Source organism: Agromyces atrinae, assembly GCF_013407835.1.
In the GTDB taxonomy this organism is placed as follows: Bacteria; Actinomycetota; Actinomycetes; order Actinomycetales; family Microbacteriaceae; genus Agromyces; species Agromyces atrinae.
This window is the reverse complement of the sequence record NZ_JACCBI010000001.1, coordinates 2,879,717-2,901,429: the sequence shown is the minus strand read 5'-3', so window position 1 is coordinate 2,901,429 and position 21,713 is coordinate 2,879,717. Positions and strand designations below refer to the sequence as shown.

10 protein-coding genes are annotated in these 21,713 nt (G+C 70.2%); 7 read left to right on the top strand and 3 right to left on the bottom strand.

Going from position 1 to position 21,713, the window contains the following annotated elements; translation table 11 throughout:
* The first annotated feature begins 12 nt into the window (after positions 1-12).
* From BJ972_RS13510 to BJ972_RS13495, 4 genes are all read left to right on the top strand, one after another.
* Entirely contained in the window at positions 13-1,317 is a 1,305-nt protein-coding gene (locus tag BJ972_RS13510) for a right-handed parallel beta-helix repeat-containing protein (RefSeq protein WP_129171961.1), read from the top strand.
* On the top strand, positions 1,314-2,057 hold the full coding sequence (locus tag BJ972_RS13505; RefSeq protein ID WP_129171962.1) for a hypothetical protein: 744 nt from the start codon (positions 1,314-1,316) through the stop codon (positions 2,055-2,057). The genes BJ972_RS13510 and BJ972_RS13505 overlap by 4 nt, the downstream gene beginning before the upstream one ends.
* On the top strand, positions 2,054-3,265 hold the full coding sequence (locus BJ972_RS13500) for a Dyp-type peroxidase (RefSeq protein WP_129171963.1): 1,212 nt from the start codon (positions 2,054-2,056) through the stop codon (positions 3,263-3,265). The genes BJ972_RS13505 and BJ972_RS13500 overlap by 4 nt, the downstream gene beginning before the upstream one ends.
* Positions 3,266-3,496: 231 nt before the next feature.
* Entirely contained in the window at positions 3,497-3,916 is a 420-nt protein-coding gene (locus BJ972_RS13495) for a hypothetical protein (RefSeq protein WP_129171964.1), read from the top strand.
* A 158-nt stretch (positions 3,917-4,074) separates the two neighbouring features.
* Here BJ972_RS13495 and BJ972_RS13490 read toward each other — a convergent pair whose 3' ends face one another.
* The 3 genes from BJ972_RS13490 to BJ972_RS13480 form a co-directional block, all read right to left on the bottom strand.
* Positions 4,075-12,000, bottom strand: coding sequence for a DUF5979 domain-containing protein (locus BJ972_RS13490; RefSeq protein WP_129171965.1), 7,926 nt, complete (start codon positions 11,998-12,000; stop codon positions 4,075-4,077).
* Between the two features lie 266 nt (positions 12,001-12,266).
* Positions 12,267-12,911 (bottom strand): TrmH family RNA methyltransferase, encoded by a 645-nt coding sequence (locus BJ972_RS13485; protein ID WP_129171966.1) that lies wholly within the window; start codon positions 12,909-12,911, stop codon positions 12,267-12,269.
* 81 nt (positions 12,912-12,992) lie between these two features.
* The gene (locus BJ972_RS13480) at positions 12,993-18,848 is read right to left on the bottom strand and encodes a DUF5979 domain-containing protein (protein WP_129171967.1); all 5,856 of its coding nucleotides are present in this window, start codon (positions 18,846-18,848) and stop codon (positions 12,993-12,995) included.
* 326 nt (positions 18,849-19,174) lie between these two features.
* On the opposite strand from BJ972_RS13480, the gene BJ972_RS13475 reads away from it, so the two are divergent.
* From BJ972_RS13475 to BJ972_RS13465, 3 genes are read left to right on the top strand one after another with little or no spacing between them, the layout of a single operon-like run.
* Positions 19,175-20,089, top strand: a complete 915-nt coding sequence (locus tag BJ972_RS13475; RefSeq protein ID WP_129171968.1) for a metal ABC transporter substrate-binding protein — start codon at positions 19,175-19,177, stop codon at positions 20,087-20,089.
* Positions 20,086-20,817 (top strand): metal ABC transporter ATP-binding protein, encoded by a 732-nt coding sequence (locus BJ972_RS13470; RefSeq protein ID WP_129171969.1) that lies wholly within the window; start codon positions 20,086-20,088, stop codon positions 20,815-20,817. The genes BJ972_RS13475 and BJ972_RS13470 overlap by 4 nt, the downstream gene beginning before the upstream one ends.
* A complete protein-coding gene (locus BJ972_RS13465) occupies positions 20,814-21,683 on the top strand; it encodes a metal ABC transporter permease (protein WP_129171970.1) in 870 nt (289 codons plus the stop codon). The genes BJ972_RS13470 and BJ972_RS13465 overlap by 4 nt, the downstream gene beginning before the upstream one ends.
* The last annotated feature ends 30 nt before the right edge of the window (positions 21,684-21,713 follow it).

Here is a 21,713-nt window from a genome sequence, read left to right as displayed (position 1 = left end):
TAGACTGAATCCATGCGCTCATGGGGGGCCCTCGGGGCCGTATTCACGGCTGCCGTCCTGGTCTCGTCCCTCAGTGCGTGCGCCCCGGGCGAGACCGAGCAGCCGGCCGCCGCAGACGTCGTTCGCGTGCCCGCCGACGCCGCCACGATCACCGAGGCCGTCGACCTCGTCTCCCCCGGCGGACTCGTCCTCATCGAGCCCGGCGTTTACGCCGAGCAAGTGCTCGTCGACAAAGAAGACGTGACCATCCGCGGCGTCGACCGCAACGACACGATCATCGACGGCGAGGGTGTGCGCTCGTACGGCATCGTCGGCATCGCCGACGGCATCCGCGTCGAGAACCTCACCGTGCGCGAGGCGACCTTCTACGGCGTTCTCGTCACGGGCATGCACGACGAGAACGGCCCGACGGCGCACGGCGGCGCGGGGTACACGACGCTCGATCCCGAGAAGTTCCCGCCCGTGCAGCGCTTCGCGATCGACTCGGTCACGGCCTCCAACAACGGGCTCTACGGCATCTACGCGTTCGACGCCCAGCACGGCGTCATCCGCAACTCCTACGCGTCGGGCTCGGCCGACAGCGGCTTCTACGTCGGTCAGTGCCGCGAGTGCGACATCCTCGTCGAGGGCAACGTCGCCGAGCGTAACGCGATCGGCTTCGAGAACGCCAACGCCTCCGACTCGGTCTACCTCGTCGGCAACCGCTTCAGCGGCAACCGCATCGGCATGACCCTCATCTCGAACTACCAGGAGGCGTTCACGCCGCAGCGCGGCAACACCGTCGTCGGCAACGTCGTCGTCGACAACGCGGGCGCCGACTCGCCCTCGCACGCCGACGGCGGCTTCGGTGTGGGCGTCGGCATCGCGGGCGGCCAGGAGAACCTGCTGCGCGCGAATGTCATCGCCGGCAACCCCGCCGCGGGCGTGCTGTTCTCGAACACGGAAGACCTCGCGGCGACGGGCAACACCCTCGCCGACATCCTCTTCGAGGGCAACGGCGTCGACGTCGCGAACGTCTCGGCCGAGCGTGCTCCGGCCTCGCTGAACTGCGTCACGGGCGGCGCGTTCAGCGCGCTTCCCGCGCTCTTCGGCACCGAGTGCGCGGGCACGCAGCCCGCCGACGCCCGCACGGCCCTGCCCGCGGTGACGGTGCCGCCGGGCGTGAGCTTCCTGAAGGTCGCGGCTCCCCCGCGGCTTCCCGGCCTCGACGCCGACGACACGATCCCGTCGCCGTTGCCCGCGACGGTCGACGTGCCCGACCTCGACGCCGTGACGTTGCCCTCGAGCGACCTGCTCGCCGACTGGACCAACTCGTGAGAGCGGCCGCCGCACTCGCCGCGGTCGCGCTCATGCTCGGCCTCGCCGGCTGCACCGGCGGTTCGGGCGACGCTGCGCCGACGCCGAGCGACGATGGGCCGCGCGTGGTCACGACGGCCGAGTCGGAGCTGCTCGCCGTCATCCGTTTCAAGAACTTCGATGCCGGCACGCGATCGGTCGAGGCCGCGTTCGACGATTCCGGCAGCGCCCTGACGCTCGACGGCTGGTTCGACTACGAGACCCACGTCGGCTACGGACTCGTCACAGCCGACGGCAACGGCGGCGACCTCATCCTGTGGGACGGCACGACGCTCGCCGCACTCTCCGCGGCAGGCGCGACGAGCCCGCCGCTGCCCGTGCCCGCGAGCACCGAGGCGTGGAGCCCGGGAGCCGTCGACCCGACCGCGTCGGCCGCACAGGCTGTATTGAGCGTCGTCGCGAGCCTCGGCGCCGACCGACCCGAGAACCCTCTGCTCCTCCGCCAGAACGGCGCGTTGCACCTCACCGACGATGAGATCGACGGCACCGCCGTCTCGGTCTTCACGGGGCCCGCCGAGGGTGCGGTGAGCGGAGACGCCGTCGATCCGGATGCCTCGGGCGTGCGCTACTGGGTCGACGAGACGGGTCTGCTGCTGCGCGTCGAGGCCCGCCTCGGCGGCACGTGGGTCACGATCGACCTCGGCCCCGCCGACGATGTGACGATTCCCGGCCCGATCCCGACCGCGGTGCCGGGCGCATGACCGAACGCACGGATACCCCGCGCCCGAGTCGACGCAGCGTGCTGCTCGGCGCGGGTGCCGGACTCGTCGCCGGCATCGCGGGGACGGTCGGCGCGAACGCCGTCATCAGTGCGGGCGGCTCGGGTACTGCTCCCGCGACGCCGACGGCCGACATCCCCCCGCGCGGAGCCGCCGTCACCGCGACCGGCCGCACGCAGGCCGGCATCGCGCGCCCCGGCACCCCGCAGATGAACTGCCTCGTCGCCGTGTTCGACCTCGACCTCGCGGATGACGCGGTGCGCGGCGCCCTGCCGGCGCGGCTCGAGGCCCTCGGCGCGGCGATCCTCGCGCTCTCCTCGCCCGGCGCGGCGAATCCCGACGGCTCGGGCGACCTGACCGTGACCGTCGGCCTCGGGCCGCGCGTCGTCGCCGCGATCGACCCCGCACTGCCCGGAGCGCTCGCACTCCCCGCCTTCGCGGGCGACGACGCGATCCCCGCGCGGCGGAACGGCGGCGACCTGCTGCTCTCGCTGTCGGCGACCGACGGCGGACTGCTGCACCCCGTGCTCGATGAGCTCGTGCGCGCGCTCGGCGACGTCTCGCCGCGGTGGCGGCAGCGCGGATTCCGTGCCGTCGGCGAGGGCACGATCGCCCGCAACCCGCTCGGGTATCACGACGGCATCATCGTGCCGCACGGACGCGACGAGCTCGACGAGAACGTCTGGATCGCCGACGGTCCTGCTGCGGGTGGCACCGTGTGCGTCATCCGTCGCCTGCTGCTCGACACGAGCGGATTCGGCGCCGAGGCGCCCGAGCGGCGTGACGCGATCATCGGGCGCCGCGAGGGCGACGGCGCACCGCTCTCGGGCGGAGGTCTGCACGACGAGGCCAACCTGCTCGCGAAGACGCCCGACGGCAGCTTCCTCGTGCCCGCGCGCTCGCACGTGCGCGCGGCGCACCCCTCGTTCACGGGCAGTGCGCTCATGCTGCGTCGCGGTTACGCGTTCGATGACGGCGAGACGACGGATGCCGCGGGCGCACCGATCGCCGACAGCGGTCTGCTCTTCGTGTGCTTCCAACGCGACCTCGACACGTTCGTGAAGACGCAGGCGCGACTCGACGAGACCGACGACCTCATGTCGTTTGCGACGCCGACCGCGAGCGCGAGCTTCCTCATCCTCCCCGGCTTCGACGCGACCCGCCCCCTCGGCTCCCCCCTCTTCGCCTGACGCGCCCGCGCCACGCGCGCGCCACTCTTCTCCCCGCGCACGCGCTCCCTCGCCCATCTCACGTGCCCGCGCCCTCCGTTTCGGCGTCACGACACGCTGGCTAAACGCGCGATAGCCAGCGTGTCGTGACGCCGAAACGGAGGGGTTGGGGCGGGTGGGGGCGCGGGGCGGGCGCGAAGTGCAAGCGCTGTCAGTAGAGTGGATGACACGCACATCGTCACGGGGGTTGTCATGTCTTCTGCACGTCGTTCCAGCATTCTCGGCGGGCTCGCCGCTCTCGCTCTGCTCCCCGCCCTCGCGGGATGCACGGGGCCGAGCGAGTCGTCGACGCCGACATCCGCCGCCCCTGACGGCACCGTTCCGGCCGTCGCCGAGGGCGCCTTCCCCGCAGAGGTCCCGCTCATCGAGGGCACGACGGCCGGGTCGGAGATCGTCGACGGCGCCTGGGTCGAGCGCGTCGAGATCGAGAGCCAGGAGGCTGCAGACCCGGTGATCAAGGAGCAGCTCTCGGGCGCGGGCTTCACAGGCGGAGGCGCGACGGCCGGCGGCCAGCGCGTGCTCGGCTACCAGAACGCGTCGTACTCCGTCGAGGTCACCTTCGAAACCGCCGACACCGGCGCCGTCGCGATCTACACGGTGCGCCCGCTGTAGGCCGACACCGCACGAACACGACGATGGGCCCCTGAGGAATCAGGGGCCCATCGTCATGTGTCCCGGTGCGCGGCGGACGAGGCCGCGCACCGGGACGGATCGAGCGGCGATCACCCCAAGATGATCACCGCCCGACCGTCATCGTCGGCGTATCTGCCTCATCGACGCACCACGCGGCGGCGCGAACCGATGACGGCGAGGATGCCGGCCGCCATGAGCAGGAGCGCCAGGATGCCGAGGATCGAACCGCCGAAGCCGGTGACTGCCGTCGCCGGAGCCGGCGTGTAGGCGTTGAACGGGTCGTCGTCGGTCAGGACCCGCGGGTTGCCGTCGCCGTCGACCGCGATCACGGGCGTTCCGTCGGGGTTGAGCGACGGGTTGCCGGTCGGCACGCCGTTCTCATCGACCTCGGGAACCACGACCTCGCTCACGACGGTGACCGTGTCCTGGTGGATCGCGTTCGCGCCGAGCGTCAGCGTGCCCTCGCAGAAGAACGACTGACCCGGGGCGAACAGACCGTTCCAGGCGCCGTCCTTCACGAAGCTGTACGCCCCGCTCGGGCCGCCGACGGGCAGCAGGTCGCAGGTCCAGTCGGACTCGATCGCCGGGCCCGTCGCCGTCACATCGGTGAGGTCGACGCTCGTGAGGAACGTCGGGCCGGTGTTCGTGACGACCCAGCGCACCGCGTTGGCACGATCGGCGACGTACTTCACGGAGTGCTCCGTGTCGTTGGCATCCTGACCGAGGTCGGCGAGCGGCTTGCCCGGCGTGATCCAGTTGCCGTCGGCATCCTTCACGGCCGGGTCGGCGAGGTTGCCGTCGTACTTGATGACCTGGATGTCGGCGGTGAATGCGTTGTACGGGTTCTCATCGGTCACGGTGACGCCCGAGGCGACTCCGGTTCCCGACACCGTGGCGTTGTCGACGTGGACGCCGCCGGCAGCCTCGACCGTGAGCGTCGCGGTGCACGTGAAGCTCACGCCCGGGAGCCAGGTCGCCGGGTTCGAGTCGGCGCTCGACGCCGCCCAGGCGACCGTCCAGCCGCCGTCGGCGAACACACCGTCGGTGCGGTCGCCGTTCGGGAAGACGCACTGCAGAGCCTGCACGTCGGCGCCGGCGATCGTCTGGTCGGTCACGACGACGTCGACGAGAGCCTCGGTGCCCTTGTTGGTCGGGGTGAACACGATCGTGCGCGTCTCGCCCGGCTGGTAGAACTCACCGTCGGCCATCGTGTCGGCGTCGTTGACGATCTCATCGCCCGAGCCCTCGAAGCCGGCATCGCCCTTGACGATCTCGACCGACGGAGTGACGACGTCGTTCGTCAGCACCAGTGCGACGGGCGCCTCGTCTCCGACCGTGATCGTCACGGTGCCGTCGCCGTTGTCGACGACGTCGCCGGCCCACGTGAAGTCGCTCCACTCGACACCCGCGGGAAGACCCGTGAAGGCGACCTCCGAGAGCGTCACGGCCGTGCCGGCGTTGATGCCGGAGAGACCGGCGATCGGAGCGGCAGCGGTCAGTTCGAGCGAGCCCTCGACCGGCGCGCCGTCGACCTCGTAGCCGTAGGCCACCGTCGCCGTCCACGCGGTGCCGGCTTCGGCCGTCGCACGCTTCTCGATCGTGAAGCCGCCGACGAGCGTCGGGTTGGTGGCCACGACCGCGACGGTCGAACCGTCACCGATCGTGAACTCGACGGGCTGCTCGGCGGGGACGCCGTCGACCGTGAAGGTGGGGGACGCCCAGATGGGACCGACGGGCGCGAGCTCGCGCACCTGCACGGTGGACCCGGTCGGCAGAAGCGGCGAGGTCCAGCTGTTCGCGGCACCCGCCGTCACACCGTCGACGCGAACCCAGGCGCCGCCGTCGACCGCGTACTCGAAGGAGAACTCGAAGTCGGGATCGACGACCGCGTCACCCGAGACGATCTTCTCGATCGAGAAGTCGCCCGTGTTCGTCGGGTTCGTGGCTACGACGGCGACGGTCGATCCGTCGCCGATGGTGAATTCGACGGGCTGGTCGGCCGCGACACCATCGACCGTGAACGTCGGGTCGCCCCAGAACGCACCGGTCGGGGCGATCTCTCGCACCTGCACCTCGGTGCCCGTGTTGAACTCGGGCGACGTCCACGTGTTCGCCGAACCGGCGAGAACGCCGTCGACCGGCACCCAGCTGGTGCCACCGTCGGTCGAGTACTCGAACGAGAACCCGAAGTCGGGATCGACCACGACATCGCCGCTCACGATCTTCTCGATCAAGAAGTCGCCCACGAGCGTCGGGTTGGTCACGACGACCGCGACGGTCGAGCCGTCACCGATCGTGAGGACGGCGGGGTCACCCGCGGCGACGCCGTCGACCGTGATGGTCGGCGTGCCCCAGAACGCACCGGTCGGAGCGATCTCGCGCACCTGAACCTCGGTGCCGGTGTTGAACGCCGGCGACGTCCACGCGTTGTCGGCCCCGGCGGTCACGCCGTCGACCGCGACCCACGTCGCACCGCCATCGACCGAGTACTCGAACGAGAACTCGAGATCGGGGTCGACCTCGGCCGAACCCGAGACGACCTTCTCGATCGAGAAGTCGCCCGTCGAGGTCGGGTTCGTCACGACGACCGCGACGGTCGAATCCGCACCGATCGTGAGTTCGACGGGAGCCGTCGTCGCGACGCCGTCGACCGTGAAGGTCGGGTCGCCCCAGAAGGCACCGGCCGGGGCGATCTCGCGCACCTGAACCGTCGTGCCCGCGTTGAACGAGGGCGACGTCCACGCGTTCGCCGCACCGGCGAGCACGCCGTCGACGGGAACCCACGTCGCACCGTCATCCGTCGAGTACTCGAACGAGAACTCGAAGTCGGGGTCGACCACGGCGGAACCCGAGACAATCTTCTCGATCGAGAAGTCGCCCACGAGCGTCGGGTTGGTCACGACGACCGCGACGTTCGAGCCGCCCTCGACGTCGGGATCGTTCTGGATCGTGACGACCGCGGGGTCACCCGCGTCGACACCGTCGACCGTGATGGTCGGCGTGCCCCAGATCGGGCCGCTCGGAGTGACCTCGCGCACCTGGATCTCGGTGCCCACGGTGAACTCAGGCGAGGTCCACGCATTGACCGGGCCCGCGGCGACGTCGCTGACGGCGATCCACGTGGTGCCGCCGTCGGTCGAGTACTCGAAGTCGAACGTCTGCCCCGGATCGACGACGGCATCGCCGGTCACGACCTTCTCGATCGTGAACGTGCCGACCTCGGTCGGGTTGGTGACGACGACGGCGACCGTCGTGCCGCCGCCGACGACGAACGTCGCGGGCTGGCTCGGCTGCGTCACGCCATCGATCGTGATGACGGGCGTGCCCCAGAACGCACCGGTCGGTGCAACTTCACGCACCGCGATGACGGAGCCCTGGTTGAACTCGGGCGAGGTCCACGCGTTGGCGGCTCCTGCGAGCACGTCGTCGACCGCGACCCACGCGCCGCCGTCGACCGAGTACTCGAACGAGAAGCCGAAGTCGGGGTCGACGACCGCCGAGCCGGAGATGACCTTTTCGATCGTGAAGTCGCCCGTGCCGGTCGGGTTCGTGACGACGACCGCGACGGTCGAGCTCTCGCCGATCACGAAGCTCGCGTCTCCCGACTGGGTGACGCCGTCGACGGTGATCGACGGTTCGCCCCAGAATGCTCCGACGGGCTGGATCTCACGGACGAGCACGGGGGTGCCCGTGTTGAACTCGGGAGAGGTCCAGGCGTTGGCGGCACCAGCGAGAACGCCGTCGACAGCGACCCACGTCGCACCTGCATCGACCGAGTACTCGAACGAGAACTCGAAGTCGGGGTCGACCTCGGCGGAGCCGGTCACGATCTTCTCGATCGTGAAGTCGCCGACCGTCGTCGGGTTCGTCACGACGACGGCGACCGTCGAGTCGTCTCCGATCGTGAGGGCGGCGGGGGATGCCACGGGCACACCATCGACCGTGAAGGTCGGGTCGCTCCAGAAGTCACCGCTCGGCGCGATCTCGCGCACGAGCACCTCGGTGCCGGTCGGGAGCTCGGGCGACGTCCACGCGCCCGCGGCGCCCGCCGTGACTCCGTCGACGGGGACCCACGTCGCGCCCGCATCGGTCGAGTACTCGAACGAGAACTCGAGATCGGGGTCGACCTCGGCCGAACCCGAGACGACCTTCTCGATCGAGAAGTCGCCGACGAGGGTCGGGTTGGTCACGACGACGGCGACCGAGGTGCCGTCACCGATCGTGAAGGTGACGGGTTCAGCCGAGGCGACGCCGTCGACCGTGAACTCGGGGGCTCCCCAGAAGCTGCCGGTCGGTGCGATCTCGCGCACCTGCACCGTCGTACCCGTGGGAAGCTCGGGCGACGACCATGCGCCGGCGGCACCGGCGGTGACGCCGTCGACGGGGATCCATGTCGCACCCGCGTCGGTCGAGTACTCGAACGAGAACTCGAGATCGGGGTCGACCGGAGCATCGCCCGTGACGACCTTCTCGATCGAGAAGTCGCCGACGAGCTGAGCCGTCGGGTTCTCGAGTGCGACCTGCACGCTCGCACCGTCGGTGATCGTGAACGACGCCGAGCCGTCGGGGTTGACGGTCACACCGGTGCCGCTCCAGACGGGAGTGCCCCACGAGACCTCGGGCGACGGCTGACCGTCGACCGGCTGCACCTCGCTGAGGGTCACGACCGTGCCGAGCGCGAGGTCGGTCACGGAGACCGAGCCGTTCTTCTGCACGGTGAGCTGGGCGGGCGCGGAAGCATCGGCGGGCACGTAGGTGGCATTCACGACGAAGTCGAAGTCGGTGCCGACCGAACCCGCGGCCCCGCCCGTGACGGACTTCGTCAGCTGGAAGCCGTCGACGAGTTCGTCGGCGGGGTTCTCGAGGCCGATCTCGACCTGGGTGTCGGATGCGACGACGAAGGTCGCGCTGCCGTCACCGTTGTCGGTGACTCCCGGGCCGCTGAAGACCGGGGTTCCCCAGCCGACGCTCGGCGGGGCACCGGTTCGCGCACCCTCGACGAGGGTGACGGTGACCCCGGCGGGGATGTCGTCGGAGACGTCGACCGGCGAGCCCTTCGTAACGGTGAGGCTCTTCGACACGAGTGCGCCGGTGAAGGGGTCAGTGTACGAGTAGTCGACCGTGAACTCGAAGTCGTCGGGCACGGCGGCTGCGCCATCGCCCGTTACGGACTTCGTGAGCTCGAAGCTGCCGGGCAGCAGGAGCCTGTTGGTCGCGATGATCCGGGTCGGGGCATCGACCGTTCCCGAGGCCGTGATCCAGCCGTCGGCGTCGGGCGTGGGGCTCCAGACGACGGAGCCGTCCGCCGTCGGGAAGGGCGCTTCGGTGAACCGCACCTTCGCACCGATCGGCAGGGTGATGGTCTTCGTGACGCCGTCGGCCTGCAGGGTGAAGGCCGCGTCGGAGGGTGCCAGGGTGATCGGGTTTCCGCGGAAGTCGATCGCCTCGGTCGTGAAGGAGAACTCGAAGCCGGGAGGCGAGGGGCCGCCCTCGGTGTCGATCTGCTTCTCGAGCTCGACGGCCGTAACTCCGACGAACCCGGCGTCGATCGAGTGATCGTTCTGTCCGGGCGCGCCGACCGAGACGTCGGCGACGCCGGTCTGCGGGTCGGGGTTGGAGTCGATGAGCGTGTTGCCGCCCTGCTCGGCCTGCGTGAGCGAGAGCTGGCTCCAGTCGACCGTGCCGAAGCGCGGGTCGGTGAGCGCGGTGCCCGAGGTCGGAGCGACGAACTTCACCTGGTAGTCGGCTTTCGGCTCGAAGCCCGGCGTCGTGAGCGACGAGAAGTAGTACTCGCCGTTGGCGTCGGTCGTCGTCGTGCCGAGGAGAGTCGATCCGTCGGCCGAGTACAGCTCGACCGTGACTCCCGCGAGGGCGGGCTCGTCGGCGCCCTGCACGCCGTCCTGGTCGGCGTCGAACCAGACGTAGTTTCCGATCTGCACGGGAGCCGCGTCGACGAGGAACTGCAGATCGCCGAGGCCGCCGGCCTTGCCGAAGGAGGTGAAGTCGGTCGCGCTTCCGCCGGCGCCGGGGACGTTCGGCCAGCAGAGCGTCGCGCCGCAGGCATCCGCTCGGGTCGTGATGTCGTAGGCGCGATCGGTCGCGCCGCTCACCTGGTTGAGCCACTTGAGTCCCGAGCCGAAGAAGTCAGCGGCACGTGAGCCCTGCGTCGAGAAGCCGGTCGTCGGGAACTGCTGCACGCCCTCGAGAGTCGCGAGCGCGCCGAGGGATGACTCGAAGTGGGTGGCCTCCCAGTTGGCCGACATCGATGGGCGGTTGCGGTCGTAGAAGAACTCGCCGCCGCCGGGACCCTGCTGGTTGTTCGTCGCGGCGAGGCCGGGCACCGAGATGCCGGGGTTGTTGTCGACCCACGACGCCGTGCGGTCGCCCGCGATCGAGTCGTACGATCCGGTCTGCTCGAGGAGGTACGTCGCACCCGCGCCCGCGGACTGCTTGCCGGCGACGTACGTGTCGCCCATCGCGAAGGTCCAGTAGAGGTTGGTGTCGTTCGACGTCGGGCTCCACTGGAAGTCGGCGTGCTGGAACGAGAAGCGGTCGGCGAATCCGAGCAGCATGTTGCCGTCGGCGTCGAAGTCGATGCTCGAGAGGATGGGCTGCGGGTAGGCGCAATACCAGCGGTTCTGCTCGTTCTGGTTGCTCGAGCGCAGGCACGTCTTGCCCGGGCCGGCGAGGTTCGAATTGTCGCCCGACGCCCAGCTATCGGTCCACGCGTTCCAGTGCGACGCGTTGTTGCGCTTCGTCGCGTTCCAGAGCGCCTGACCGGCGTTCGTTCCGCCGGCCTCGAACGACCAGTCGGGCATGCCGCGCTGGAAGGTCAGATCGGTGACGTCGATGCGCTGCGTCCACGACGACAGGTCGCTCGTGGGCGCGGAGATGACGCGCGCGCCGAGATCGGAACGCGAGCCCGTGTTGGCCGCGTTGCCCGCGGTCTCGGTCACGCCGACGTAGAGCTGGTTTCGGTAGAGGTGCAGGCCGAAGATGCGCTCGTCGGCGTCGAGGCCGGGAACGTCGATGCTCGTCGGGGTGCCCGCCGAACCGTCGGCATTGATCGGCACGGACACGACGTTGCGCTCGTAGAGGTTCGCGACGTAGAGCGTGCGTCCGGGCTCGTCGACGACCGCGGCACCGAGGCCGACCTTGCCGACGAGGGGGAAGACCGCGGAGTCGTGCACGGCCTGCACGGTGCTCGCGACGAGACCGCGGGCCGAGTTGCGTGCCGAGGCGGATGCCGGGGTGCCGATGCCGAGCGCACCGTCGAGCACCGAGCCGCCGACGTCGATGCCCGCGGCTTCGAGGTCGATCCAGACCGAGGTCGTCTTGCCCGCGACATCCGTCTGGTAGAGACCACCGAGGTTGCCGTCGCCGAATCCGCCGAATCGGCGGAGGAAGGCCGCCGTGTAGGCGTCGCCCGTCGACGAGTCGAACGCGTTGCCCCACACGACGCCCTGAGCGGCGCCGAACGATCCGTTGCCGGGCGTCGCGGCCGAGATCTTGGTCTGGTCGCCCTTCGAGTTGCCCGTCGCCGAGTACTCGACCGAGACGAGACCGCGGGTGTCCTTGCCCGACTGCTGCAGCGGGTTGCCGGGGTTGTGCACGGGCACGAGCAGGTCGGCCGAACCCGTGTTGAAGTCTTCGGGGTTGTTGACGCCGAACGAGACGCCGGTCTGCCCGACGGTCACGAACTGCACGCTCGAGCCGCTCTCGGACGCCCCCGCGTCGAGGACGGCGAACGAGTCGCGGTAGCCCTCGGCGACCTGCTCGGCGCTGAGCTCGAACTCGACGCGCAGCGCGGCCGAGACCGCGTCGACGACGGAGATCGAGTACGAACCGTCGGCCGCCGACGTCGTCGACCCGACAGCGGTGCCCGCGGCGTCGAATGCCGTCGCGGTGACGCCCGCGAAGCCGCGCTCGGCGGGTGTGCCCGTCGGCTGGAAGACCCCGTCGCTGTTGTAGTCGAGGAAGACCGTGCCGGCCACCGTGCCCGACTCGGCCGCCTGCGCCGGAGCGAGGGCGAAGAGCGATCCGAGGGCGAGGGCGGAGCTCACGACGATGCTCGTCGCAGCTCGGGTGCCGAATCGGCGCGGTCGTGACGGGCTGTGGTGCGACATCGGTTATTCCCCCAGGTACTGAGCTGCGTTCGGGCGCGGCGCTCACGAGCGGCGCAGTGGACGCGCACGACTCGAGTCCTCGACGGCACCGGTAGGAGCGATGATCGAGGAAGCCTCAGCGAACAGTACCAACGAGCGACGAGCGGCCGCAAGCGTTTGCACAATGCGACATGACCCCCGATCGGGGCATCGGTAGAGAGGGGTCAGCGAGGCGCGTGCTGGAGCACCCACGCGTACATCGCGACGGCCGCCGCAGCACTCGCGTTCATCGAGCGCGTCGAGCCGTACTGGGTGATCTCGACGATCGACTGCGCCGCCTGCGAGGCCTCGGGCGAGAGCCCCGGGCCCTCCTGACCGAACAGCAGCACGCACGCCTCGGGCCAGTCGAAGGTCTCGATCGGCACCGCCCCCGCGATGTTGTCGACGGCGATGACCGGCAGGGACGCCGCAGCGGCCCACGCGTCGAACGCCGCGATGTCGGGATGGTGCATGACGTGCTGATAGCGATCGGTCACCATCGCGCCACGCTTGTTCCAGCGGCGTCGCCCGACGATGTGCACGGTGTGCGCGCCGAAGGCGTTCGCGCTCCGCACGATCGAGCCGATGTTCATGTCGTGCTGCCAGTTCTCGATCGCGACGTGGAACCCGTGGCGGGCACGGTCGAGGTCGGCGACGATGGCCTCCATCGTCCAGTAGCGGTAGCGGTCGATGACGTTCCGGGTGTCGCCGTTCTCGAGCAGCTCGGCGTCGAAGTGCTCGCCGTTCGGCCACGCGTCGCGCCCTCCGGGCCACGGCCCGACGCCGTGGGTCGAGAGCTCCTGCGAGGCGGCCGGCGTGTCATCCGTCATCTGCTCAGGATAGGTCGCCGCACGCAGCACGAATGCCCGCCACCCGAGGGGAAAGGGGAGGCGGGCATTCGGCTCATACGGTCAGCGCTTCGAGCGTCGGGTGGCCCGGCGCATCAGAGACAGCATGAGCAGTGCCGCTCCTCCGGCGAGGAGGAACGTGCCGAGGAGAATCCAGGCGCCCTCGAATCCCGTCGACACGAGCGGTGCGGGCAGCACATGCGCGTTGAAGGGGTCTTCGTCGACGAGGGTGACGGGTTCACCATCGGGTCCGGTGACGAGCACGGGGTTGCCGTCCTCGTCGACGGACGGCTGGCCCGTGGGCACGCCCTCGTCGTCGACCGCGGGGACGACGGGCACGGCGGTGACCGTGACGGTGTCGTCATGCACGTCGCCGGCGGCGAGGGTGAGCGTTCCGTGGGCGAAGAACGACGCTCCGGGCGGCACGAGACCGTGCCAGGTGCCGCTCTCGACGAAGCTGTACGCACTCGGTCCGCCGAACGGGCTGAGGTCGGCCGTCCAGTCGAGCACGTCCGGCCCGCCGCCCGTCACGTCGGTGAGCGTGAGCTCCGTGAGCCACGTCGTCCCCGTGTTCGTGACGACCCAGCGCACGTGGTTCTGCTCGCCCGCCGTGTACTCGACGGAGTTCGCCCGGTCGTTGGCGTCCTGGCTCGGGTCGACGAGGGGCTTCGTCGGCACGATCCAGTTGCCCGCGGCATCCTTCACCGCGGGGTCGGGGCGGTTGCCGTCGTACTTGATGACCTGGATGCGGGCCGTCAGGCCGTTGTAGTCATCGACGTCGCCGACGGGCTTGCCCGACGCCGCACCCGTCGCGCTGACCGTCGCGCGGTCGACGTGGGGCTCGTCGGAGAGGGCGACCGTGAGGGTCGCGTGCCCCTGGATGACGGCACCCGGCGCCCATCGGGTGCCCGAGAACGAGGCCTCCCAGCGTGCGGTCAGCACCCCGTCGGTCAGAACGGCCTGAGCCGTCGTGCCGTCGGGGAACGTCCACACGAGGCTCGAGACCGACGCACCGGAGAGCGTCTGGTCGGTGAGCACGACGTCGACGAGCTCCTCGTCACCGGTGTTCGTCACCGTGAAGACGATGTCGCGCTTCTCGCCGGGAGCGTAGAAGACGGCATCCGTCATCGAATCGGCGTCGTTCACGATGACACCGTCGGTGCCGTCGCCCTTCTCGATGTCGACGTACGGCCCCACACCGGTCCAGGCGTGGAACGGGTCGTCGTCGGTCACCGTGAACGGCTCGCCGTCGACGATCGCCCGCACGGGCTCGTCGCCCTCGCCGAGCTGCGGCTGGTCCGTCGGCAGGCCGTCGTCACCCGTCGCGGGGACCACGACCGTTCCCACGACCGTCACGGTGTCGGCGTGCACGTCCTCCGCGCCGAGCACGAGGGTGCCCTCCGCGAAGAAGGATGCGCCGGGCGGGAAGAGACCCGACCACGGGCCGTCGTCGACGAACGAGTAGTCGGCGGGTCCGCCGAACGCGCTGAGGTCAGCGGTCCAGTCGTCTCCGACGGCGGGGCCGGTGCCCGTCACGTCGACGAGCGAGAGGTCGGTCAACCACGTCGTACCGGTGTTGGTGACGACCCAGCGCACGGCCTGAGGCGTGTCGACGGGGTACTTCACCGCGGTGTCGGTGGTGTTCGCGTCCTGCAGCGCATCGGCGAGCGGCTTGGCGGGGATGACCCACGCGTCGCCGTCGCGCACGACCGGGTCGGCCTTCTGGCCGTCGTACTTGATGACCTGGATCGCTCCGGTGAACGCGTTGTAGTCGTCGGCGTCATCCACGGGCTTGCCCGAGAACCCGCCCACGGCCGAGACCGACGCGCGGTCCTGGTGCGCACCGGCGGAGGCTCCGACGGTGAGGGTCGCCGATCCGGCGATGACCTCGCCCGGCTGCCACAGCGTCGGGTCGTCGCCGAACGTCGCCGGCCACGTCGCGGTCCACTCGCCGTCGGCGAAGCTCGCCGACTGCACCGAACCGTCGGGGAAGGTCCACGTCAGGTCGTCGATCGCACCACCGGCGAGCGTCACGTCGGAGAGCGAGACGTCGCGCAGCGGCTCGATGCCGTCGTTCACGACCGAGATGACGATCGTGCGCGTCGAGCCCGGCGCGTACGCCTCACCCTCGGCGACCGTGTCGGCGTCGTGCACGATGACGCCGTCGGCGCCGTCGCCCTTCTCGATCGAGACCGAGGGGGTCACGTCGGTCGGGTTGACCACGACGACCTCGATGACGGTGTCGTCGCCGATCGTGAACTGGGCACCGTTGACGGCCGTCTCACCGTCGATCGTGAGCGTCGGGACGCCCCACTCGGCGGCGTCGGGCAGACCGGTCGTCGGAGCGACCTCGGTCACCGTCACGACGGTGCCCGTCGGGATCGACTCGGACGAGAACGGCACGCCCGGCTCGAGGTCGACGGTCTCGACGACGTCGCCGTAGCGGTACTCGACGGCGAAGCGGGTCGCGGGGTCGAGGAACGTCGCTCCCGGACCGGTCACCGACTTCGTGAGAGTGAACTGGCCATTGCGCGGCGTCGTCGGGTTGTCGAGGCCGAGGGCCACGACTCCCGTCTCACCGATGACGAGGCTCGCGGGTTCGCCCGCCTCGCCCGGCGTCACGCCGACGCCCGAGAACGCGGGAGTACCCCACTCGACGTCGTCGAACGCGGGCTGGTCGGCCTCGCGCAGCAGCACGGTCGTGCCGAGCGGGAGGTCGTCGGGGCCCGCGACGGTGCCGCCGGCGACGACGGGGTCGAGTCCGACCCACGTGGTGCCGCCGTCGACGCTGTACTCGACGTCGAACTCGGTGTCGGCGGGCACGCGGTCGGCACCATCACCGGTCACGGCCTTCGTGATGCTGAAGCCACCGACCAGCAGGTTCGCCGGGTTCGTGAGTTCGAGCGCGAGGTCGGTGCCGTCGCCGATCGTGATGATCGCCGTTCCGTCGGCCTGGTCGCCCTCGCTCCACGACGGCTGGTCCCAGCCGACGTAGACGGGTGCGCCCTCGATGGTCGCCTCCGAGACGGTGACCTCGGTGCCGAACGGCAGCTCGATCGAGGTCGCGCTCCAGTCGTTGTCGGCGTTCAGCACGATGCTCTCGCTGCCGCCCTCGAACGAGTAGGCGACCGTGAACTCCGTGTCGGCGAAGGCCGGGTCGGTCAGGTCGAAGTCGCCGGTGACGACCTTCGAGACCGTGAACGTACCGGGTTCGACGAGGGTGTTCGTCACGGTGAACGCGAAGGCGCCACCGCCGAGAAGGGCGTAGAAGCCGTCGGCGTCGGGCGTCACACCCGTGGGGCCGACGATGTCGACGGAGCGATAGCTCGCGGCATCCGGTTCGGAGACCGCGACGCGGCTGCCCACGGGCACCGTGATCGGAGCGCTCGTCTCGTCGCCCGTCAGGGACAGCGGCGAGTCGGCGAGGGCGATCGCGTCACCGCGGAAGTCGCGGGCGTCGGCGACGATCGTGAACTGCTGACCCGAGGCCGCCTCGGCGCCGTCCTCGCCGATCTGCTTCGTAATCGTGAACTCGGTGTTCGCGATGAAGCCCGCGTCGATCGTGTGGTCGTTCTCGCCGGGTCCGCCCGCCGTGTAGACGTACTCACCGGTCGCCGGGTCGGCGTTCGAGTCGGTGGCACGCGACTCACCCGCACCGGGAACGGTGAAGGATGCATCGACCCAGTCGATCTCGCCGAAGGCGTCGGCGTTCGGCCCGCTGAGGCTCAGCTGACCCTCGCCGGGCTGCACGAAGCGCACCGTGTAGTCGCCTCCGCCGGGCGTGAACGCGCCGCCGAGGTCGTCATCGGTCGAACGGAACGAGTAGGTGCCGTCGGGGCCCGTCGTGCGGGTGCCGATGACCTCTCCGTCGCGCAGCAGCTCGACGACGACTCCCTCGATGGCGGGCTCATCGGCGGCCTGCACGCCGTCCTGGTCGGCGTCGAACCAGACGCGGTCGCCGATCTCGAGGGGTGCGGCGTTCACGAGCGACTCGATGTCGCCGAGGCCACCGGCCTTCTGGAAGGAACCGTTGGTCAGGTTGGGCGGCGCTCCACCGTCATCCGTGTGCTGGAAGCCCTTGGTGAGCGAGCCGTCGACCGTGCTGAACCAGGCGTTGCCCGCGACGCGGATGCTGAAGGTCGGGTCGAAGGCGGTGGCGACGACCTCGTCGACGCCGGGGACCGTCGTGAGGGCGCCGAGGGCGATCTCGAAGTGCGACGGGTTGTCGGCCATGGCGTTGCGGTCGTCGAAGAACTCGCGGCCGCCGGGGCCTTCGTTGGCTCCACCGGTCGAGGTCGAGCGGCCGTCGACGACGCCGTCGTTCTCGAGCGTGTATGACCCCGAGCCGTTCGGCGAGGCGATGAGGATGTCGCCGAGCGAGACGGTCTCGAAGGTCGTCGTGGCCTGTCCGGTCGGAGCCCAGTTGCGGTTACCGGCCTGGAGCGAGAAGCGGTCCTGGAGGCCGAGGATGAGCTCGCCATCGGTCGTGAACTGCAGGTCGCTGAGGATCGGCTGCGCCCACGAGACGCCGGGCCAGCCGGCGAACTCGAAGAGGCCGCGGTCCCAGACGTTCGTCCAGGGGTGCCACGAGCGGAAGCGCTCGGCCGCACCCGTGTAGACGGCGCCGCGCTGGTAGTCGAGGGGAGCCTCGAAGACGGTGTTCGCGGGGTCGCCGAGAGCGCTGAGGTCGGCCTCGCTCGCGACGCGGACGCTCATGCTCGTGCCCTCGGAACGGGTCGCGGTCGTGGGGGCGAGACCGCCCGCGGTCGACTCGGCCGTGTCGACGATGCCGACGTACACGGAGCCGCGGTGGACCGTCACGGCCCAGGGGCGTTCGTCGGCCTCGAGGCCGAGCGGGAACACCGACGTCGTCTCGGCGGTCGGGTTCGCGACGTCGATGCGCACGAGGGTGCGGTCGGCGAGGTTCACCGCGTAGAGGAATCGGCCGTCGACGCTCGAGGCGATGCCACCGAGACCGACGGTTCCGACGGCGTTGTAGGCGAGCGCATCGCGCGTCGGCTGGGTGGGCTGGCTGAGGCCTCGGCTCGACTCGTCGAACGATCCGACGTCGATGCCGAGGTCGGTGACGTCGAGCCATGACTCGACCGCGCCGTGCGACGCGTTGATCGAGCCGTCCGCGGTCAGGGCGTCGGCGACGCGGTAGATGCCGCCGAGGCCGAGCGGACCGAGCTCGGAGTGACGACGGAGCGAGGCCGCGGCGTACACGTCGCCCGAGACGCGATCGAACGACGTGCCCCAGAGCGAACCCGTCTCGGGTGCGGTCGCGAGCGTCGTGCGCTGCGAGTAGTCGCCGCGGTTGTTGCCGATCTCGTTGCGCGGAACCGACCACGGCACCGAGGTCAGCGACGGCACTCCCGGGTTGAGTGCGCGGAGTCCGGCGGACTGGATGGCCGTGACGAGGGGCGCGTTGCCCTGCGAGTAGTCCTCGGGGGCGTTGACGCCGAAGTCGACGTCGGTCGCGCCGGCCTCGACGAACTGCACGCTCGAGCCGTTGTCGTCGCCGAGGAACGACGGGAAGTAGCCGTCGGGCAGGGCGGTGAACTCGACGCGCACGGGGGTGCCGTCGGGTACGGCGGCCGTGTCGAGCCAGTACTCGCCGTCGGCGTCGGTCGTCGTGGTCGCGATGGTCGTTCCCGCACCGGTGCTCGCCGTGACGGTCACGCCCGCGAGGCCGGTGTCGTTCGGGATGCCGCTCGATGCGGGGTTGCCCGAGTCGAAGCGGCCGTCGGAGCCGAAGTCGCGGAACACGGTTCCCGAGATCGCACCTCCCGCAGCTGCGGCGGGCGGGGCGATGACGACGAGCCCGCCGAGAGCGAGGGCTGAAGCGGTCAGGAAGGCGGCGAAACGTCCGGCGCCGAAGCGCGGCGTGCGGGATCGCGGCCGATCAGTAGGGATCACGGCGGGGCACTCCAAGGTGCGGGGGTAAGCGGCAACGGGCGTTCGGCAGCGCGTTACCCCCCATCGGACGCGCTCGCCACAGAGAGCCAACGGTCGGCAAGCGTTTGCAGGTCGCCGGGGTGGTCTGATTTCACCCCGAGATTCACCCCGAGCGCTCGCATTCACCCCCGAGCGCGGGCCATCTGCAGGCCGTGCCCGACCGTTGCGGCGGACCCGCGGCCGACACGCCGACGAGCGGATGACGGTCGCCGGCGCGTCGCGCAGAGTTCCGCCACAACGGTCAGGCGGCCCTTTAGGCGCACCTCAATCTCTGCTAATTTTTCGGTGTGCCTAAATCTCTTCGACTCGCTGCCGCCCTCGCCCTGAGCGCTCTGCTCGCGGGATGCGCGGGCACGCCGTCATCCGCCCCCGACGACGATCGACCGGTCGTGCTCACGACCTTCACGGTGCTCCAGGACATCGCCCAGAACGTCGCCGGCGAGCACGTGCGCGTCGAGTCGATCACGAAGATCGGGGCCGAGATCCACGGCTACGAGCCGACGCCCGGCGACATCCGCCGCGCGAGCGACGCCGACCTCATCCTCGACAACGGGCTCGGCCTCGAGGCGTGGTTCGAACGGTTCGTGGCCGACCTCGACGTGCCGCACGTCGTCGTGAGCGACGGCGTCGACGTCATCCCGATCGCCGAGGACGCCTATGCGGGTCTCGCCAATCCGCACGCGTGGATGTCGCCCGTCAACGCTCAGATCTACGTCGACAACATCGTGCGCGCGCTCTCCGACCTCGACCCGGAGAACGCCGCCGACTTCGCCACGAACGGCGACGCCTACCGGGCCGAGCTGCAGGCCGTGAACGACGAGCTCGTCGCCGAACTCGACACCCTGCCGGCCAACGAACGCGCACTCGTCACGTGCGAGGGCGCCTTCTCCTACCTGGCCCGCGACACCGGCCTCACCGAGCAGTACCTGTGGGCCGTCAACGCCGAGCAGCAGGCGACGCCGCAGCAGATCGCGCGCACGATCGAGTTCGTCGACGACAACCAGGTGCCCGCCGTGTTCTGCGAGTCGACCGTCTCCGACAAGCCCATGCAGCAGGTCGTGCAGGCGACGGATGCCGCGTTCGGGGGCGTGCTCTACGTCGACTCCCTCTCGGAAGAGGACGGCCCCGTGCCGACCTACCTCGATCTGCTGCGTCACGACGCCGCCGTCATCCTCTCGGGGCTCACGGGCGGTGAGGGATGACGGCCGAGCCCGCTCTCGACGTGCGGAACGTCACCGTGCACTACGGCGACGTGCTCGCCCTCGACGACGCGAGCCTCCGCCTCGAGTGGGGAACCGTGTGCGGGCTCATCGGCATGAACGGGTCGGGCAAGTCGACCCTGTTCAAGTCGATCATGGGCACCGTGCGACCCGATCGCGGAACGGCGCTCATCGCGGGGGTCGCACCGCGTGTCGCCCGACGACGGGGGATCGTCGGCTACGTGCCGCAGAGCGAGGACGTCGACTGGTCGTTCCCCCTCTCGGTGCGCGACGTCGTGATGATGGGGCGCTACGGGTTCCAGGGCTTCACGCGTCGGGCATCGCGCACCGACCGCGAGGCCGTCGACCGGGCCCTCGAGCGCGTCGAGCTGACCGACCTCGCTGACCGGCGCATCGGCGCCCTCTCGGGCGGCCAGCGGAAGCGTGCCTTCGTCGCCCGCGGCCTCGCCCAGGGCGCTCGCGTGCTGCTGCTCGACGAACCGTTCGCCGGGGTCGACACCCCGAGCGAGGCGACGATCACCGGAGTGCTGCGCGAACTCGCCGACGACGGCGCGACGATCCTCGTGTCGACCCACGACCTCGGCGCCCTGCCGCGTCTCGCCGACGAGGCCGTGCTGCTCATGCGCCGCGTGCTGCTGCACGACTCCCCCGACGTCGTGCTGCGCCCCGAGAACCTCGCCCGCGCCTTCGGACTCGAGGCCCCCGCATGATCGACTGGCTCATCGAACCGCTCGGCTACGACTTCATGCAGCGGGCGTTCGCCGTGACGATGACGGCCGCGATCGTCTGCGGCGTGCTGAGCTGCTGGCTCGTGCTCATCGGGTGGTCGCTCATGGGCGACGCCGTCTCGCACGCCGTGCTGCCGGGCGTCGTCATCGCCTACCTGCTCGGCACGCCGTTCGCGCTCGGCGCCCTCGTCTTCGGGCTCGCCGCCGTCGCCCTCATCGGACTCGTGCGCTCGACGAGCCGGGTGAAAGAGGATGCCGCGATCGGCGTCGTCTTCACGACGCTGTTCGCCCTCGGGATCGTGCTCATCTCGATCTTCCCGAGCCAGACCGATCTCAGCCACATCCTCTTCGGCAACCTCCTCGGCGTGAGCATCGGCGACCTCGTGCAGGTGCTCGTGCTCGGCGCGATCGCCCTCACTCTGCTCGTGCTGAAGCGCCGCGACCTCACGCTCTACGCGTTCGACCCGAGCCACGCGAACGCGATCGGCATCAACCCGAAGGTTCTCGGCGGGCTGCTGCTCGGCCTGCTCGCGCTGACCGTCGTCGTGTCGCTGCAGGCCGTGGGAGTCATCCTCGTCGTCGCGATGCTCATCATCCCGGGAGCCACGGCGTACCTCCTGACCGACCGCTTCGGGCGCATGCTCGTCATCTCGCCCGCGATCGCCGCGGTGTGCTCGGTCATCGGCCTGTACGCGAGCTACTACATCGACGCGTCGTCGGGCGGAATGGTCGTGCTCACGATGGGCTGCGCTTTCGCCCTCGCGTACCTCTTCGCGCCACGCCACGGCGTCATCGGGTCACGCCTCGCCGCGCGTCGTCGCGCGCGCACCGTCATCCCCTCGGCGTGAGCCGCGCGCCCCTACCCCTGCATTGAGAGT